Here is a 16672-nt window from a genome sequence, read left to right as displayed (position 1 = left end):
GCCCGGTGCACCAGCGGGTCCGGGTCCGCGCGGTACTGGGCGGTGCCGGTGCGGTTGCACCGTCCGCCCGCGGGGCCGCGTGCACGTCCTGCCGCGGCGACCGTGCCGGGCAGTGCAGAGGAGGAGTTCGTGGCTCGACCAGGACGGCGCTCGACGAGCGCCCGGCGCGGCGCCCCGCGCACCCAGCGGCGCGTGCGCGACGGTGACGTCGTCGCCGTGCTGGCCCGCGCCGTCCGGGACGTCGAAGCGGCGGTCAAGCGCGACCGCGTGACCCCCTCCGTGCGCGCGGAGTTCCAGGCGATCGCCCTGGTGCTGCGCGAGGAGCGCGCCCGGGTGCAGGCTGACCAGGACACCGGCGAGGCCCGCCGGGCCGAACAGCTCAAGCGCCTGGACGGCATCGCGACGATCCTGGCCACCACCGCGGTGCGGAACTCCGGCCTGCTGGCGCTGCTCTCCGACGACGCCGTCGCCTCGGAGGCGGCGCGGTCGCACCGGCGGGAGCTGCTCGCCGCAGCCGGCGTCGAGGTGCCGGTGGAGGAGGACCCGACGCCGGCCCCGGCCGCCCCCGTGGCCGCCGCCACCTCCGCCGCCGCCGAGCGCCAGGTGGTGCCGCAGTCGGTCATCTCGCGGCAGCTGGCCAACCCGTTCCTCGCCCCCGACTTCGAGGCAGCCCGGCAGAGCACCGTCCGCCCGCGCCGGCTGGCCGGCTGGGAGCTCCTCGAGCCCCTGTTCAACTCCTTCGAGCGCGCCGGCGGCGGCGCCCCGGCGTGCATGCCGCTGCCGTTCCCGAGCTCCCAGTTCACCCCGGCGGGGCTGGAGCTCATGCCGCACCAGGGGCAGCTGGTCGCGGCGGCGGCGAACGGCCACCGCACCTTCCTGCTCGCCGACGAGCCCGGCCTGGGCAAGACGGCGCAGTCGCTGCTGGCGGCCGAGGCGGCGCAGGCGTTCCCGCTGCTCGTCGTCGTCCCCAACGTCGTCAAGACCAACTGGGCCCGGGAGGCCGCCCGCTGGGTGCCCCAGCGCCGGGCCACCGTGATCCAGGGCAACGGCGAGAACGCCGACGGCTTCGCCGACATCGTGATCGTCAACTACGAGGTGCTCGACCGGCACGTGGGCTGGCTGGGCGGCTTCGGCTTCGGCGGGATGGTCGTCGACGAGGCGCACTTCATCAAGAACAAGACCTCGCAGCGCTCCCAGCACGTGCTCGAGCTCTCCGAGCGGATCCGGACCCGCGCCGGGCGGCCGCTGCTGATGGCCCTCACCGGGACCCCGCTGATCAACGACATCGACGACTTCCGGGCGATCTGGCAGTTCCTCGGCTGGATCGACGACGAGAAGCCGCTCGGGCGGCTGATGGAGTGCCTCGAGGAGACCGGCCTGACCCCGGCCGACCCGGGCTTCTACCCAGCGGCCCGCCAGTGCGTGATCGACCAGGGCATCGTGCGCCGTCGCAAGGTGGACGTGGCCGCCGACATCCCCGCCCGCCGCATCGCCGACCTCCCCGTCGAGCTCGACGACAAGGCCGGCCGGTCCATCCGGGCGGCCGAGCGGGAGCTCGCCCGACGGCTGGTGAAGCGCTACGAGAGCGCCCTGGCCGCGCGCGAGTCGGCCACCGAGGTCGAGGGCATCGACCGCGAACTGGTGCGCAAGGTCGCCGGCTGGGAGCTCAAGGACACCAGCACGAAGACCACCGGCGAGAACGTCTTCGGGATGATGCGCCGCATCGGCCAGGCGAAGGCCGGGCTCGCCGCCGACTACGCCGCGCAGCTGGCCCGCAGCGCCGGCAAGGTGGTCTTCTTCGCCAAGCACGTCGACGTGATGGACGTGGCCGAGGAGACCTTCGAGGGCATCGGCCTGCGGTACTCCTCGATCCGCGGTGACCAGACGCCCTCGGTGCGGCAACGCAACATCGACGCGTTCGTCAACGACCCGGACGTCGCCGTCGCCGTCTGCTCGCTGACCTCGGCCGGGGTGGGGCTGAACCTGCAGGTCGCGTCGGACCTCGTGCTCGCCGAGCTGTCCTGGACCGACGCCGAGCAGACCCAGGCCATCGACCGCAGCCACCGCATCGGGCAGACCGAGCCGGTCACCGCGTGGCGGATCATCGCCGCGCAGACCCTCGACGCCCGGATCGCCGAGCTCATCGACAGCAAGGCCGGGCTGGCCGCGCGGGCCCTGGACGGCTCCGACGAGGAGATGCAGGCCTCGGCGGATGTCCAGCTGGAGGCGCTCGTCGCGCTGCTCACCGACGCCCTGGAGAACCGATGACCGACCAGCAGACCGCGGAACCGATGCTGGCCGCGGCGACGCGGGTGGCCGAGCTGCTGCTCGAGGTGCAGACCCGCGTCAACCGGCGGATCGACGCCGAGCTGGCCGAGCTGCTGCCCGTCGTCCAGCGGCAGGTCGGCGTCGCACCGGACGACGCCGCCGACCTGTCGGACCTGGTCAACGCGCGGATCACCGGCCTGAGCGTCGTCGTCACCCCGGCCGCGGTCGCCGCCGCCGTGCCGGTACCGCCTGACTCGGCCGCCACGACGCGGGCGGCCCGCCGGGCGGTGGCCGGCGTCCTCACCGGTGCCGACGACCGCCTCGCCGTCATCGCCGGGCCGTGCTCGATCCACGACCCCGAGGCCGCCCTCGAGTACGCCGCCTTCATCGCGCGCATGCGCGAACGGCACGGTGCGGACCTCGAGATCCTCATGCGGACCTACACCGAGAAGCCGCGCACCGAGGTCGACTGGAAGGGCTTCGCCTACGACCCGTTCCTGGACGGGTCGAGCCGGATCAGCGTCGGACTCGTCGCCACCCGGATGCTCATGCGCCGCATCACGGCGGCGGGTGTGCCGGTGGCCGCCGAACCGCTGAACGCGCTGACGCCGCAGTACGTCAACGGGCTGGTCACCTACAACGGCGTCGGGGCGCGCAACGTCACCGACCAGACCGCCCGGGAGCGGGTGTCCGGCTTCTCCTCGGTCGTCGGGTTCAAGAACTCGCCCGAGGGCAGCGTCGACTCCGCGATCCAGGCGATGGTGACGGCGCGCGCGCCGCACGAGTTCCTGGGCGTGGACGCCCACGGCGTCTCCGCCCAGCTGTCGACGACGGGCAACGACACCGGCCACGTCATCCTGCGCGGCGCCAAGGACGGCCCCAACTACTCCGCCGCGCACATCGCCGACACCAAGCGCCGGCTGGCCGCGCGCGGGCTGCCGGAGGTCGTCGTCGTCGACGCCTCGCACGGCAACAGCCAGAAGAACCACCTGCGCCAGATCGAGGTGGTGCGCGACCTGGCCGGCCAGATCGCCGGCGGGGAGCAGGCCATCCGCGGCGTGATGGTGGAGAGCAATCTGGTCGCCGGCCGGCAGGACCTGGACCAGCGGCACCCGGAGCGGCTGGAGTACGGCTGCAGCGTCACCGACGCCTGCGTCGACCTGCCGACGACCGAGCTGATGCTGGCCGAGCTGGCCGAGGCGGCCCGGGCCCGGCGGGGCGCTGCCCGCTAGAAGACCCCCAGCCCGCAGGAGGGGCAGCGCGCCGCGGGGAGCTGGGGAGCCCGGAGCAGGGAGCCGGTGGCCAGGTGCTCCTTGCCGAGGGCGGTGACCCCGACCGACTCGCCCTCGGGGATCCAGTTGAGGTAGATCGACTGGCCGGCGATGTGTCCCCGCTCGAGCTCGCTGCTGCAGCGGGGGCAGGTGGCGGGCAGTGGCACGGCGGCTCCTCGGCAGCGCTACGGTCGGCGACCGTCATGCTGCCACAGGGGGCGTCCCCGTCCCGACGAGTCGAGCGAGGAGGCCCCGTGCCCGACGACGCACTGCTCCTGGTGGTGAACCGGGCGGCCGGTACCGCGCACGACGAGGCGGTCGAGGCGGCGGTGGCAGAGCTGCGCACCGGCGCCGACGTCGCCGTCGCCGCCACCGGTGACGCCGCGGAGCTGGACGAGGTGTTGCGCGACGACACCGGCCGCCGGGTGGTCGCGCTGGGCGGGGACGGGTCCGTGCACGCGGTGGTGGCCGCCCTCGACCGGGTGGGCCGGCTGACGCCCGAGGACCCCGTCGGCATCATCGCCTGCGGCACGGGCAACGACCTGGCCCGCAGCCTGGGGCTGCCGCTGGACCCGGCCGAGGGCGCGGCCGCGGTGCTGGCCGGCCGGCCCCGCCGGCTGGACCTCCTGCGCGACGACGCGGGCGGGATCGTCGTGAACGCCGTGCACGCCGGGGTGGGCGCCGAGGCGGCCGCCGAGGCCCACCGGCTCAAGAGGCGGCTCGGCGCGGCGGCCTACCCGCTGGGCGCCGCGATCGCCGGGGTGTCCGGCGCCGGGTGGGAGCTGTGCGTCGAGATCGACGGGGAGGTGGCCGCGACCGGCGAGTGGGCCGCCGACGGCCGGCTGGGCGTGCTGATGGTCGGGATCTGCAACGGCTCGACCATCGGGGGCGGCACCCCGCTGGCGCCGGACGCGCGGCCCGACGACGGGGAGGCCGACGTCGTCGTGAGCGTCGCCACCGGACCGGTGGCGCGGGTGGCCTTCGGGACGGCGTTGACCACCGGCGGTCACGTCGAGCGGGACGACGTGCTGGTGGCGCGCGCCCGGGAGGTGCGCCTGTCCGGGAGCACCGTCGCCGTCGACGCCGACGGGGAGCTCGACGAGATCGCCGTCGCCCGCACGTGGCGGGTGCAGCCCGCCGCCTGGTCGGTCCTCGTCCCGCGGTAGCGGGTCGGGAGCGGCTGCTCAGGCGCGGTTCCCGAGCCGGCGGCGGACGACCGCGGCCTGCTCCGGCGAGCCGATGAGGGCGCCGATCTCGGCCTGCTCGGCGGCCAGCCCCTCGGCGAGCGGCACCCGCCCGGCGAGGTCGACCAGCCGCTTGACCGCCCGGGTGGCGCTGCGGCTGTGCCCGGCGATCTCGCTGGCCAGCTCGAGCGCGGCGGCCAGCGGGTCGGCGGCCTCGCGGGTGGCCAGCCCGAGGCGGACCGCCTCGGCACCCGACACCTTCCGCCCGGTCAGCGCGAGCTCCTTGGCGACGTCGCGGCCGACCAGCTCGGGCAGCAGCTGGGTGCCGCACATGTCCGGCACGATGCCCCACAGGATCTCCATCAGCGACAGCTGCGCGTCGGGCGCGACCAGCCGGATGTCGGCACCGAGGGCGATCTGCAGGCCGCCGCCGAACGCGACGCCCTGGACCGCCGCGATCACCGGGGCGGGCACCAGCGACCACACGTGCACGGCCTGCTGGGCCAGCGCACCCGCCGCGCCCAGCGGCTCCCGGGCGACGACGACGCGCTCGCCGCCCTCGGCCATCGCGGCGAAGGAACCGAAATCCAGGCCGGCGCAGAAGGCCCGGCCGGCCCCGGTGAGCACCACCGCGCCGACATCGTCCCGCTCCATCAGCCCGGTCCCGACGGCGACGAGCGCCTCGAACATCGCGGGGTCCAGCGCGTTCAGCTTCTCCGGCCGGTCCAGCCGCACCGTCGCCACGCCGTCGGCCACCTCGAGCGCCACCCGGCGCGACACGTCGTTGTCCACCTCCGCTGTCTACGGGCGGCCGGACCGGCGTGTCAACGAGCGCGGTGGGTGGGTCGACGCCCCTGCCTACGCTGCGCCATGACCTCCTTGCCCCGTACCGCTGCCCGGCTGCTGCTCGGCGCGACGATGGTGGGCGCCGGGGTGCTGCACCTGACCACCCAGCGGCAGGAGTTCCAGGCCCAGGTGCCCGGCTGGTTCCCCGTCGACGAGGACCTGACGGTGCTGGGCTCGGGCGTCGCCGAGATCGCGCTCGGTGCGTCCTTCCTCGCGTTGCCGCGGAAGCGGCGGCTGGTCGGGGGGCTGCTGGCGGTGTTCTTCGTGGTGATCTTCCCCGGGAACGTCGCGCAGTACCTCGAGGGCACCGACGCCTTCGGACTGGACACCGACCGCAAGCGCCTCGCCCGGCTGTTCTTCCAGCCGCTGCTCGTGCTGTGGGCGCTGTACGGCGGCGGCTGGCTGCGGCGCGGCCGGAGGCGGGATCGACTCAGCCGACGAGCAGGTCCACCCACGACTCGGTGAGCCAGGACCGGAACTCGCCGACGCCCACCTCGGGGACAGGGCGCCCGGCCTCGGGTGGGTCGGGTCAGAGCTCCCGCCGCAGTCGCATCGTCCAGGGGCGCCCGTCGGGGTCGTAGACAGCGTCGTAGACCGGTGTGATGAGCCAGCGCTTCCACAGCGGCCCGTTGCGCCGGGGGTGGGCACGCAGCCGGCCGGTCGGTCGCGGTCCGCGGCGGCCGCTGTCGTGCCAGGCGTCGAGCGCCGCCGCGGATCGACGCATCGCCGCCACCGCGTCGTCGGCGTGCAGGAGGTCGGCGTCGTCGCCCTCGGCCCGGTCCAGGTGCTCGCGCATCAGGTCGAGCCGCAGCCGGCGGGCGAAGGTCCGTGCGCCGTCGCCCAGGCCACCGGGGTCGACCGGCTCCCGACCGTCGCGCGACTCGTCGAGCACGGCAGCGGTGAGCTCGGAGTCGTGGGTCCAGGAGCGCCGGTTGAGGTTCGCGCTGCCCACGGCGGCCCACACGTCGTCGACGATGCACACCTTGGCGTGCACGTAGACGGGGAAGCCGGCCTCGTTCTCCAGGTCGAACAACTGCACCCGCTCGCCCCCGGCGGCCAGCACGGTGCGCCAGGCCGCGTTGCGGCCGCGCAGGGTGGCCGGCCGGTCGAGGCGCCCCTCGCCGTCGACGTGCCGGGGGACGACGGCGATCAACCGCAGCTCCGGGGACCGGCGCAACGCGGCCGCGAAGATCCGCGCGACCTCGCTGGACCAGAGGTACTGGTCCTCGACGTACACCAGCCGACGGGCGCGGGCGAGCGCCTTCGCGTAGCCGTGGGCGATGCTGCGCTCGCCTTCCGGGGCGAAGGGATGCGCAGGGCGGCGGCGGGGGTACGTGCGCAGCAGCTGCACCGTGCAGGTGCCGCTCGGCGCCGGTGGAGGTGACGGCGGCGGGACGGGGTGGACCGGGCGGGCCGCCCCGAGCAACCGGTCGGTCACGCGCTGCCAGGGCCAGCGGACCGGCGGTGCCGGGTCGGCCCACCGTTCCCGGAACACGGTCGCCAGGTCGTGCACCGCGGGCCCGGTCAGCCGCAGCTGGACGTCGTGCCACGCCGGGGTCGGGCCGTACGCGGCGTTGAACCGCTGCCGCTGCGGGTCGCCGGTGTGCGCCGGCCCGTCCCGGCGGGTCCGGGCCGGATCGATGCCACCGAGGAACGCGACCTCACCCGTCGCGCCGGTGACCGTGACGAGCTTCTGGTGGTGCGACCCCAGGGGTCGCACCCGCGCGTCCAGCACCGCCTCACCCCCCGCCGCGTGCACCGCTCGCGCCAGCTCCCGGTGGGGGCCGAGGGTGAAGCCGAGCGCCGTCGCGTGCGACCGCCACAGCAGCAACCGGACGTCAGCACCGCGGCGGGCGGCGCCGACCAGTGCCGCGGCGAACGGCGGACCGTCGTCGTCGAGCAGCTCCTCCGGCTCGGCGCGCCAACTCGCCAGCAGGACGAGGTCCTCCGCGCCGGCGGCGTCCAGCACCGCGCGCAGCTGCCGGAGATAGGGGCGCCCGTCGACGACCGCGTCCACCGCGTTGCCCTCCCGCCACGCCGGCAGCGTTGTCGCGGAGTTCCCGCGTTGCTCGGCGGTGAGCAGCCACGGGTGCCCGCCGCCCAACCGGCGCACCCAGGGTGGCTCCCGACGCCGGCGCGGCCAGAACGGCATGGCGGGCGGATCACTCCTCGGTGCCTGGTCGTGGCGGCCGTCCGGGGACGGCCCTGGCCGGCAACGCGCCTACCCCTGTTCCCGGGCGGGCACACCGGGTGCCGCCGTGCGGGGGTGGGGGGACGCGGCGCAGGTGCGCTCACCGATGCCGGGGCTCGCGCCGGGCCGCTACCGTGCCTCGACCAGCACTCCGGCGAGGAAGTCGGCCAGCTCGTCCCCCGCGTCCAGGGGCAGCACCGCCGCCACGTGCTGGTCGGGTCGCGCGAGGACCATGCAGCCGCGCTCCCGGTCGATGCCCCGCATCGCGAAGACGTTCCCGGCGGCGTGGTCGGGGGAGAAGGCCTTCTCGTAGTCGACCAGCCCGAGGCGGCCCTTCCGCGGCAGCAGCACCGCCGGCAACCGGTCGACGGCCAGCTCGCGGTGCTCCTGCTGGAAGATCGCGCGGACGTCGATCACCGAGTCGGGCTCGGCGCCGTCGGGGGTGTACCGGGCCAGGGGTGAGTTCGCCGACCCCAGGTGTTCCAGCAACGCCCGGGCCCGCGACCCGGGGTCGGTGGGCTCGGCGGAGTCGGCGAAGACGTAGAGCCGCCAGGCGCCGTCGGCCCGGGCCACGTGCCCCAGCTGCACGGGCTTCGCGTCGGCGACCCGGATCACCGGGGCGGAGTGGAAGCGCATGCCGACGGGGTAGCCCAAGGCGAGCGACTGGTGCTCGGCGCTCCCGGTGATCATCGACGGCGCGTAGCGCGTGGCGACGCCGGCGGTGAACCGGCCCTGCTGCACGAAGTAGCGCTGGAACTCCTCGGGGTCGACGCCGTGGTCGCTCTCGTCCTCTTTCGGGGGCGCGCTGAACATGCGGGCGAACTCGCGGTCGAAGTCGATGAGCTCCTGGGCGATCGCCTGCCGCTCCGCGGAGTAGGTGTGCAGCAGCTCCGGGCGGGCGGTGCCGCGCAGCACCGCGGCCAGCTTCCAGCCGAGGTTCCAGGCATCGGCCATGGAGACGTTCATGCCCTGGCCCGCCTTGGCGCTGTGCGTGTGGCAGGCGTCGCCGGCGATGAAGACGTGCGGCAGGCGCGTCGCGGTCTCCTCCGCCGGCACGTCGTCGAACCTGTCGCAGAGCCGCTGGCCGATGTCGTAGACCGACCACCAGCCGACGCCCTTCACCTCGATGGAGTACGGGTGCAGGATCCGGTTGGCCACCGCGGCGAGCTTCTCCGGCGTGACGGCGCGCCGGTCGCGGAGCTCGCGGTCGGCGACGGCGTCGAGCTCGATGTAGAGCCGGACCAGGTAGCCGCCCTCGCGCGGGATGATCAGCAGGTTGCCCTGGTTGGCCGAGTGGATCGCCGCCTTCAGCCGGATGTCGGGGAAGTCGGTGACGGCGAGGACGTCCATGACACCCCACGACTGGTTCATCGCATCGCCGACCAGCTCGCGGCCGATCGCCGTGCGGATGCTGCTGCGCGCGCCGTCGCAGCCGACGACGTACCGCGCCCGGACCGTCGAGACCTCGCCCGTCGCCCGCCCGCCCCGGAGGTGCTGCAGGGTGAGGGTGACCGGGTGGTCCGAGGTGCCGCTGGTGTCGACGTCGACGCCGGTGGCGTGCAGCCCGTAGGAGGGCGCCAGCCGGCTGGCCGAGCGGGCCATGTGCTCGCGGAGCCAGGCCTGCATCCGCGCCTGGTTGACGATGACGTGCGGGAACTCCGAGAGCCCGTCCTCGACGTCCTGGACGCGACCGGTCCGCGCGATGCGGGTGCGGTCGGCCGGGTCGGGCCGCCAGAAGGCCACCTCGTTGACCCAGTAGGCCTCCGCGACGAGCTGGTCGGCCAGGCCGAAGGCCTCGAACATCTCGACCGTGCGGCAGGCCACTCCGTCGGCCTGGCCCACCTGCAGGGGCCCGTCCCGCCGGTCGACCACGACGGTGCGGATGTCGGGGAAGGCGGCCAGCTGCGCGGCGAGCACGAGCCCGGCCGGGCCGGTGCCGACGATGACGACGTCCGCCTCGGTGGGCAGCCCCTCCGGCCGGTCGGCGACCGACGGGTGCGGCTCCTCGACCAGCGGGTCGCCGGGCCGGTAGCCGTCGAGGTAGAACTGCACGTCTCGTCCCCTGACATCCGTACGTGTGCTGGCACCCGCGACGCTGCCCCACTTCCCGCGGAGGGGAATAGAGTTTTCTGCGGTGAAGAACAAGCCCGCGTACGCGATCGGCTCGGTGGACTCCGCTCTCCTGCTGGCCAGCCTTCTGCAGCAGGAGGGCCCCATGCGGGTGACCGACGTCGCCGGTCGGCTGGGCGTCTCCGCGTCCACGGCCCACCGGCTGCTCGGGATGCTCGTCTACCGGGACTTCGCCGAGCAGCTGCCCGATCGCCGGTACGGGCCCGGATCGGCCCTGCGTCCGGCCACGGCGCCCCCGGCGTCGGTCGCCCTCCTGCGGGACGCCGCCCTGCCGCACCTGCGGCGGCTCGTCGACGCGGTGGGGGAGACGGCCAACGTCATGCTGCTGGCCGGTCGGGAGGTCCGGTTCGTGGCGACGGTGGAGAGCCACCAGGTGCTGCGCGTCGGCGACCGCACCGGGCGGGCGCTGCCCGCCCACCTCACCTCGGGCGGCAAGGCGGTGCTCGCCGCTCTCGGCGCCGAGCGCCGGGCCGACGTCCTCGCCGGCCTGGACGAGCCCGCGGCCGCCCGGCTGGAGCGGGAGCTGCGCACGGTCCGGCGTCGGGGCTTCGCCCTCAACGACCAGGCGACCGAGGCGGGGCTGACGGCGGTCGGGGTCGCCGTCCCGGCGGCGGGCGGGCTCGACGGTGCGGGGCTCTCCCTGGCCGCACCCTCCGCGCGGTACTCCCGCGACCGGCTGCCGGAGTGGGTCGGCCACCTGGCCGAGGCGGCGGGGGCGGTCGCGCGCGCCCTGGACGCGGGCCGGTCCGACGGCGGAACGGCCGGCGGCCGGCGCTGATCACCCGGCCCGGGCGTCCACCGCGGCCCCGCAGACCGGGCACACCTCGAGCTGCCGGCGTCGCCACCGCAGGACGGGCACGAAGAAGACCGTGAGCTGCCGGAACTGCCGGACCCGGGTCCACCGCGCGGTGTTGCCGCACCGGGGACAGGTGCGGGTCGCCCCCGGGCCCGCGTCCCGCTGCTTGGTCCCGAAGCCGAAGAGGAAGAACATCCCGTCAGCGTGGACGATCGCTGCGACGCGCGCGCGTCGTCCCCCGCGGCCCCTACCGGCCGGTAGGCGGTGTGACCTGCGCCCAAGGGCTAGGTTCGGACCGGAACACCGGGTCGTCGGCGCAGGGGAGTGGCACGTGGGCAGGTCGGTACTGGTGACCGGCGGTAACCGGGGGATCGGGCTGGCCATCGCCCGGTCGTTCGCCGAGCAGGGCGACTCGGTCGCGGTGACGCACCGCGGCAGCGGCGCCCCCGACGGGCTGTTCGGCGTCCGGTGCGACGTCACCAGCGCCGAGGACGTCGACCGCGCCTTCGGCGAGGTCGAGGAGCACCAGGGGCCGGTCGAGGTGCTGGTGAGCAACGCCGGCATCACCCGCGACGGCCTGCTCATGCGGATGAAGGAAGAGGACTTCGCCGACGTCGTCGACGCGAACCTCACCGCCGCCTACCGGGTCGCCAAGCGCGCGACCCCGAAGATGGTGCGCGCCCGGGCCGGCCGGATGGTGTTCGTGTCCTCGGTGGTCGGGCTGCTCGGCTCGGCCGGACAGACGAACTACGCGGCGAGCAAGGCCGGGCTGGTGGGCCTGGCCCGGTCGATCGCGCGCGAGCTCGGCAGCCGGAACATCACCGCGAACGTGGTGGCACCCGGGTTCGTGACCACGGACATGACCGCGGAGCTGCCCGAGGCCCGGCAGCAGGAGATCCTGGGCCAGGTGCCGCTGGGCCGGTACGCCGACGCCGACGAGGTCGCCGGCGTCGTGCGCTTCCTGGCGTCGGACGCGGCGGCTTACATCACCGGGGCGGTCGTCCCGGTCGACGGCGGACTCGGAATGGGGCACTGATGGGCATCCTGGACGGCAAGAAGATCCTGATCACCGGGGTGCTGACCGAGGCGTCGATCGCCTTCGCCACGGCCCGCATCGCGCAGGAGCAGGGCGCCACCGTCGTCCTGTCGAACTTCGGCCGCGCCCTGTCGCTGTGCCAGCGGATCGCCAAGCGGCTGCCGCAGGAGGCCGCCGTCGTCGAGCTCGACGTGACGAACACCGAGCACCTGGCCACGCTGGCCGACCGGCTGCGCGAGCAGGGCTTCGACCGCCTCGACGGCGTGGTGCACTCCATCGGCTTCGCGCCGCAGGAGGCGATGGGCGAGGGCTTCCCCGAGGTCGCCTGGGAGCACGCCGCCACCGCGTTCCAGGTGTCGAGCTGGTCCTACGCCTCGCTGACCCAGGCCTGCCGGCCGCTGCTGGCCAACCCGTCCTCGGTGGTCGGGCTGACGTTCGACGCGACCGTCGCCTGGCCGGTCTACGGCTGGATGGGCGCGGCGAAGGCGGCGCTGGAGTCGGTCAGCCGCTACGTGGCCCGCGAACTCGGCCCGGAGGGCGTGCGGTCCAACATCGTCGCCGCCGGCCCGCTGCGCAGCATGGCGATGAAGTCCATCCCCGGCAGCAAGCAGTTCGAGGAGGCCTGGGAGGGCCGCGCGCCGTTGGGCTGGTCGGTCACCGACACCGAGCCCGCCGGGAAGGGCGTCGTCGCCCTGCTGTCGGACTGGTTCCCCGCGACCACCGGCGAGATCGTCCACGTCGACGGGGGCTTCCACGCCGTCGGCGTGTGAGTGCATCCGGCGACGCCCCGCAACAGGAAGAACCCACGTGCCCCGCGCAATCGTCGACATCACCCCTGCCGGCCAGCGACCCGACGAGGACCCCGCGCTCGCCGTCCGCAACAACGGCGGCGTCGCGCCGTCGGCCGAGCCTGCCCCGCCCGGCCGGCGGGAGGCGCTGCTGCTCCTGTCGTTCGGCGGCCCGGAGGGCCACGACGACGTCATGCCCTTCCTCGAGAACGTCACCCGCGGGCGGGGCATCCCGCGCGAGCGGCTGGCGGAGGTCGCCGAGCACTACCACCACTTCGGCGGCGTGAGCCCGATCAACGACCAGAACAAGGCGCTGCTCGCGGCGCTGGAGGCGGAGCTCCGCTCGGCGGGGATCGACCTGCCGGTCTACTGGGGCAACCGCAACTGGGCGCCCTACGTCGAGGACGTCTGGCAGCAGATGACCGACGACGGCATCCAGCACGCCTACGTGCTGGCGACGTCGGCCTACGCCTCCTTCTCCGGCTGCCGGCAGTACCACGAGGACATCGCCCGCGCCCGCGCCGCGCTGACCGGCGACGCCGCCGCCCCGGGCGGCCCGACCGCGGAGAAGCTCCCGCACTACTTCGACGCCGACGGCTTCGTGCGGGCCAACGCCGACGCGCTCGCCGCGGCGCTGGCCGAGCTCCCCGAGGAGCTGCGCGCCTCCGCCCGCCTCGTGGCGACCGCGCACAGCATCCCGGACACGATGGCCGCCGTCGCCGGACCGGAGGGGCACGCCTACGAGGCGGAGCTGATGGCCGCCGCGCAGCAGGTCGTCGACCTCGCCGCCCCGGGCCGGCCGTTCGACCTGGTGTGGCAGAGCCGCAGCGGCCCGCCGTCGGTGCCGTGGCTGGAGCCGGACGTCAACGACCACCTGGAGGGGCTGGCGGGGGCGGGGGAGACTGCCGTCGTCCTCTTCCCGGTCGGCTTCGTCAGCGACCACCTCGAGGTGATCTGGGACCTCGACAACGAGGCGAAGGAGACCGCCGAGCGGCTGGGCCTCGCCTTCGCCCGCGCGGCGACGGCGGGGACGCACCCGGCGTTCGTGACCTCGCTGCGCGGGCTGCTCGAGGAGCGACGCGCCGGGGGCGAGCCGCGCCTGGGCACCAACTGCCCGGCGTCCTGCTGTTTCGTCCCGCCGCGCCCGAGCCGTCCCGCCGCCGGCTGACCCGCTCTGGGGGTCGTGCTCCCGCTCCGGGGGCCCTGCGGGACCCGCAGGGCGTGCGGAACACCCCAGAGCGCGGCGAGGGTGCGCCCACGCCGAGCCGTCCCGCCGCCGGCTGACCCGCTCCGGGGGCCGTGCTCCCGCTCCGGGGCCCTGCAGGACCCGCAGGGCGCGCGGAACACCCCCAGAGCGTGGCGGGGTCGTCCCTACCCCCGATGCAACGGCTGCACGGTGCAGGGCACGGCACGTGGCCGCGGTGTCATCGGGGGACGTCGTTGTACGCGGCGGTGACCGCCTCGCGCACCGCGTCGGAGAGCGGACGCAGGGCGGCGTCGCGGGCGGCGATCTGGGCCTGGTTGACCGCTGCCCCGGGTGCGTCGGTGGCCGCGAGGTCGAGCACGGCCGCCAGCCGCTGCGCCCGCCCGAGCACCGACAGCGCCAGCGGGTCGTGGTCGAACGGCAGGCCGGGGGCCGGCTTGGGGCGTGCCAGGTCGGCCAGCAGCGCGGGGACCTCGGGGTGCCAGCGTGCCAGGTCCAGGTCCGCCAGCGTCCGGGCGGCGTCGGTGACGGCGAGGTCGAGCGCCCCGGAGACCGCGCGCAGCCTGCCCTCCGCAGGCGGCGGCGGGGGCGCCGCACCGTCGAGCGGGAACGCCGTCCAGGTGACGACCTCCGGGCCGGTCCGCGGGACCAGGACCAGCCGGGTCCCGACGGCGGCCTGCCCCGCCTCCAGCGCCGCGGCGGCCAGGCCCGGCACCGCAGGCAGCCCGCGCACGTCGCCGGGTACCGGCAGCACCAGCCGCAGCCGCTGCTCGCCCAGGCCGCGCAGCGCGGTCAGCGCCTCGCCGAGCGGCACCGTCCCGGCGCTCCCGGGCATGCCGGCCACGAGGTGGGCGTGCTCGCCGGTCAGCGCCTCCAGCGTCTCGTCGTAGGAGGCGCGCCCGCCCAGCCAGGCGGTCGTCCAGACCGCGAGCCGGCCGGCGGGGTAGTCGTGCACCGGTCGAGGCTACGTGGGCGCGGCCGGGCCGCCGCGCGGCCTCCCGGGGCCGCGGCTCTGCCAGACTTGGTGCATGGCGTGGTTGCTGTGGTTGATCGGTGCAGGGGCGCTGGCCGTCGGCGAGATGCTCACCCTCGACCTGGTGCTGCTCATGCTCGCCGGTGGCGCACTCGGTGGCATGACCGTCGCGCTGCTGGGTGGCGCGCTGTGGTTGCAGCTCGCCACCTTCATCATCGTGTCGGGGGTGCTCCTGGTGGCGGTGCGCCCCTTGGCGAAGAGGCAGCTGACCGATCGCACCCCGCTCCAGCTCGACGGCGTCGACACGCTCATCGGCAAGACGGCGGAGGTCTCCGAGCCCGTGGACGCCTCCGGTGGCCGGATCCGGCTCGGGGCCGACGAGTGGAGTGCGCGCAGCCAGCACAGCGCGGAGTCCTTCGGCGTCGGTGAGACGGTGCGCATCCTGCAGGTGGACGGTGCGACGGCGGTCGTCGGCGACGCGCTGGAGTGACGCCTGTCCCCAAGGTGCTGACCCGGGGGACCCGGCAGGGCAGGATCAACGGTGACCCCCGACGAAGGGAGCTCGCCGTGGATGCGGCACTCATCGCACTGATCGTCATCGCCGTGCTCGTGATCATCGTGATCGCCAAGAGCGTGACGATCGTCCCCCAGGCGCAGGCCAAGGTCGTCGAGCGACTGGGCCGGTACAGCCGGACCCTGTCGCCGGGCCTGTCGATCCTCGTGCCGTTCATCGACCGCGTGCGGGCCACCATCGACCTGCGCGAGCAGGTCATCTCGTTCCCGCCGCAGCCGGTCATCACCGCCGACAACCTGCAGGTCGGCATCGACACCGTCGTCTACTTCCAGGTGACTGATCCGCGACTGGCCGTCTACGGCATCGCCAACTACATCACCGGCATGGAGCAGCTGACCACGACCACGCTGCGCAACGTCGTCGGTGGCCTCAACCTCGAGGGCGCCCTGACCGGCCGCGACGGCATCAACAGCCAGCTGCGCTCGGTCCTCGACGGCACGACCGGGCCGTGGGGGCTGCGCGTGGCGCGCGTGGAGATCAAGGCGATCGACCCGCCGCCGTCCATCCAGGACTCGATGGAGAAGCAGATGCGCGCCGACCGCGACAAGCGCGCCATCATCCTGACCGCCGAGGGTGCCCGTCAGTCGGCGATCACGACCGCCGAGGGTGAGAAGGCCGCGGCGATCCTCTCCGCGGAGGGCAAGAAGCAGTCGGCGATCCTCGAGGCGGAGGCCGAGCGGCAGAGCCGGATCCTGCGCGCCGAGGGTGAGCGCGCCGCGCTCTACCTGCAGGCGCAGGGGCAGGCGAAGTCGATCGAGACGGTGTTCCAGGCCATCCACGACGGCAAGCCCGACCAGGGGCTGCTGGCCTACCAGTACCTGCAGACGCTGCCGCAGATCGCCCAGGGCGACGCCAACAAGATGTGGATCGTGCCCAGCGAGTTCAGCAAGGCGCTCGAGGGGCTGGCCAGCCTGGGCGGCGCCGAGGGCGGGAAGTCGTGGATGGACGTCGAGCCGTCCGGCGACGGCGGCGGCGGCCCGAAGGACGGCGGCCTGGACACCAGCAGCTGGTTCGAGTCGCAGCTGCCGCGGGCAGCCGACCAGCCGGAGGCCAAGATCGAGCTGTCGTCGATCACCGACAGCGCCCCGGCGGTGCCGACACCGCCGCCGCTGTCGCAGGTGAAGCAGGACGTGCGGGAGTCCGGTCCCGCGGCGGACCCGCGCAACCGTCCGGCGGAGATCGACCCGCCGGACGCCGACCCGCCGTACGGCTCGCAGCAGTAGCAGGAGAAGGACCCCGTCCTCCCCACCCCTCGCGAGCTCGCGGCGGGTCCCTGGACGGGGCCGCGGGGGGGGGGGGGGGGGGGGGGGGGGGGGGGGGGGGGGGGGGGGGGGGGGGGGGGGGGGGGGGGGGGGGGGGGGGGGGGGGGGGGGGGGGGGGGGGGGGGGGGGGGGGGGGGGGGGGGGGGGGG

At 75.0% G+C, this 16672-nt stretch carries 16 protein-coding genes; 10 read left to right on the top strand and 6 right to left on the bottom strand.

The window, feature by feature from the left end; translation table 11 throughout:
• Positions 1 to 129 precede the first annotated feature (129 nt).
• A complete protein-coding gene (locus tag ACI79K_RS18740) occupies positions 130 to 2268 on the top strand; it encodes a DEAD/DEAH box helicase (protein WP_456590501.1) in 2139 nt (712 codons plus the stop codon).
• On the top strand, positions 2265 to 3500 hold the full coding sequence (locus tag ACI79K_RS18735; protein ID WP_456600459.1) for a 3-deoxy-7-phosphoheptulonate synthase: 1236 nt from the start codon (positions 2265 to 2267) through the stop codon (positions 3498 to 3500). Before ACI79K_RS18740 ends, ACI79K_RS18735 begins: the two co-directional genes overlap by 4 nt.
• On the opposite strand, the gene ACI79K_RS18730 is transcribed toward ACI79K_RS18735, so the two are convergent.
• Positions 3497 to 3706, bottom strand: a complete 210-nt coding sequence (locus ACI79K_RS18730; RefSeq protein ID WP_456600458.1) for a PF20097 family protein — start codon at positions 3704 to 3706, stop codon at positions 3497 to 3499. The two genes, ACI79K_RS18735 and ACI79K_RS18730, sit on opposite strands and share 4 nt — an antisense overlap.
• A gap of 87 nt (positions 3707 to 3793) precedes the next feature.
• Here ACI79K_RS18730 and ACI79K_RS18725 point away from each other — a divergent pair, with 87 nt between their 5' ends.
• Positions 3794 to 4705, top strand: coding sequence for a diacylglycerol/lipid kinase family protein (locus tag ACI79K_RS18725; protein WP_456600457.1), 912 nt, complete (start codon positions 3794 to 3796; stop codon positions 4703 to 4705).
• Between the two features lie 18 nt (positions 4706 to 4723).
• On the opposite strand, the gene ACI79K_RS18720 is transcribed toward ACI79K_RS18725, so the two are convergent.
• Positions 4724 to 5515: a crotonase/enoyl-CoA hydratase family protein gene (locus ACI79K_RS18720; RefSeq protein WP_456600456.1), complete on the bottom strand. Its 792-nt coding sequence runs from the start codon at positions 5513 to 5515 to the stop codon at positions 4724 to 4726.
• A 78-nt stretch (positions 5516 to 5593) separates the two neighbouring features.
• On the opposite strand from ACI79K_RS18720, the gene ACI79K_RS18715 reads away from it, so the two are divergent.
• On the top strand, positions 5594 to 6034 hold the full coding sequence (locus ACI79K_RS18715; RefSeq protein WP_456600455.1) for a DoxX family protein: 441 nt from the start codon (positions 5594 to 5596) through the stop codon (positions 6032 to 6034).
• 64 nt (positions 6035 to 6098) lie between these two features.
• On the opposite strand, the gene ACI79K_RS18710 is transcribed toward ACI79K_RS18715, so the two are convergent.
• The gene (locus tag ACI79K_RS18710) at positions 6099 to 7721 is read right to left on the bottom strand and encodes a phospholipase D family protein (RefSeq protein WP_456600454.1); all 1623 of its coding nucleotides are present in this window, start codon (positions 7719 to 7721) and stop codon (positions 6099 to 6101) included.
• 168 nt (positions 7722 to 7889) lie between these two features.
• Positions 7890 to 9812, bottom strand: a complete 1923-nt coding sequence (locus tag ACI79K_RS18705; protein WP_456600453.1) for an FAD-binding monooxygenase — start codon at positions 9810 to 9812, stop codon at positions 7890 to 7892.
• 82 nt (positions 9813 to 9894) lie between these two features.
• Between ACI79K_RS18705 and ACI79K_RS18700 the strand changes: the two genes are divergently transcribed.
• Positions 9895 to 10668: an IclR family transcriptional regulator gene (locus ACI79K_RS18700; RefSeq protein ID WP_456600452.1), complete on the top strand. Its 774-nt coding sequence runs from the start codon at positions 9895 to 9897 to the stop codon at positions 10666 to 10668.
• Here ACI79K_RS18700 and ACI79K_RS18695 read toward each other — a convergent pair whose 3' ends face one another.
• Positions 10669 to 10881: a zinc-ribbon domain-containing protein gene (locus ACI79K_RS18695; protein WP_456590494.1), complete on the bottom strand. Its 213-nt coding sequence runs from the start codon at positions 10879 to 10881 to the stop codon at positions 10669 to 10671.
• 154 nt (positions 10882 to 11035) lie between these two features.
• On the opposite strand from ACI79K_RS18695, the gene fabG reads away from it, so the two are divergent.
• The 3 genes from fabG to ACI79K_RS18680 are packed head-to-tail and all read left to right on the top strand — an operon-like array spanning position 11036 to position 13678.
• Positions 11036 to 11722 carry a 3-oxoacyl-ACP reductase FabG gene (gene fabG, locus ACI79K_RS18690; protein ID WP_456590493.1) on the top strand — a complete coding sequence of 229 codons (687 nt, stop codon included), beginning with the start codon at positions 11036 to 11038 and terminating at the stop codon, positions 11720 to 11722.
• A complete protein-coding gene (gene fabI / locus ACI79K_RS18685) occupies positions 11722 to 12492 on the top strand; it encodes an enoyl-ACP reductase FabI (protein WP_456600451.1) in 771 nt (256 codons plus the stop codon). Before fabG ends, fabI begins: the two co-directional genes overlap by 1 nt.
• A 37-nt stretch (positions 12493 to 12529) precedes the next feature.
• Positions 12530 to 13678, top strand: a complete 1149-nt coding sequence (locus ACI79K_RS18680; protein ID WP_456600450.1) for a ferrochelatase — start codon at positions 12530 to 12532, stop codon at positions 13676 to 13678.
• A 256-nt stretch (positions 13679 to 13934) separates the two neighbouring features.
• On the opposite strand, the gene ACI79K_RS18675 is transcribed toward ACI79K_RS18680, so the two are convergent.
• Positions 13935 to 14669 carry a hypothetical protein gene (locus tag ACI79K_RS18675; RefSeq protein ID WP_456600449.1) on the bottom strand — a complete coding sequence of 245 codons (735 nt, stop codon included), beginning with the start codon at positions 14667 to 14669 and terminating at the stop codon, positions 13935 to 13937.
• 73 nt (positions 14670 to 14742) lie between these two features.
• On the opposite strand from ACI79K_RS18675, the gene ACI79K_RS18670 reads away from it, so the two are divergent.
• On the top strand, positions 14743 to 15177 hold the full coding sequence (locus ACI79K_RS18670) for an NfeD family protein (RefSeq protein WP_456590489.1): 435 nt from the start codon (positions 14743 to 14745) through the stop codon (positions 15175 to 15177).
• A 77-nt stretch (positions 15178 to 15254) separates the two neighbouring features.
• Positions 15255 to 16484: an SPFH domain-containing protein gene (locus tag ACI79K_RS18665; RefSeq protein WP_456590488.1), complete on the top strand. Its 1230-nt coding sequence runs from the start codon at positions 15255 to 15257 to the stop codon at positions 16482 to 16484.
• Positions 16485 to 16672 lie beyond the last annotated feature (188 nt).

Source organism: Blastococcus sp. SYSU DS0616 (genome assembly GCF_054051015.1).
Note: the sequence above shows the minus strand (reverse complement) of the source record. Positions and strands in the feature narration are given on the sequence as shown.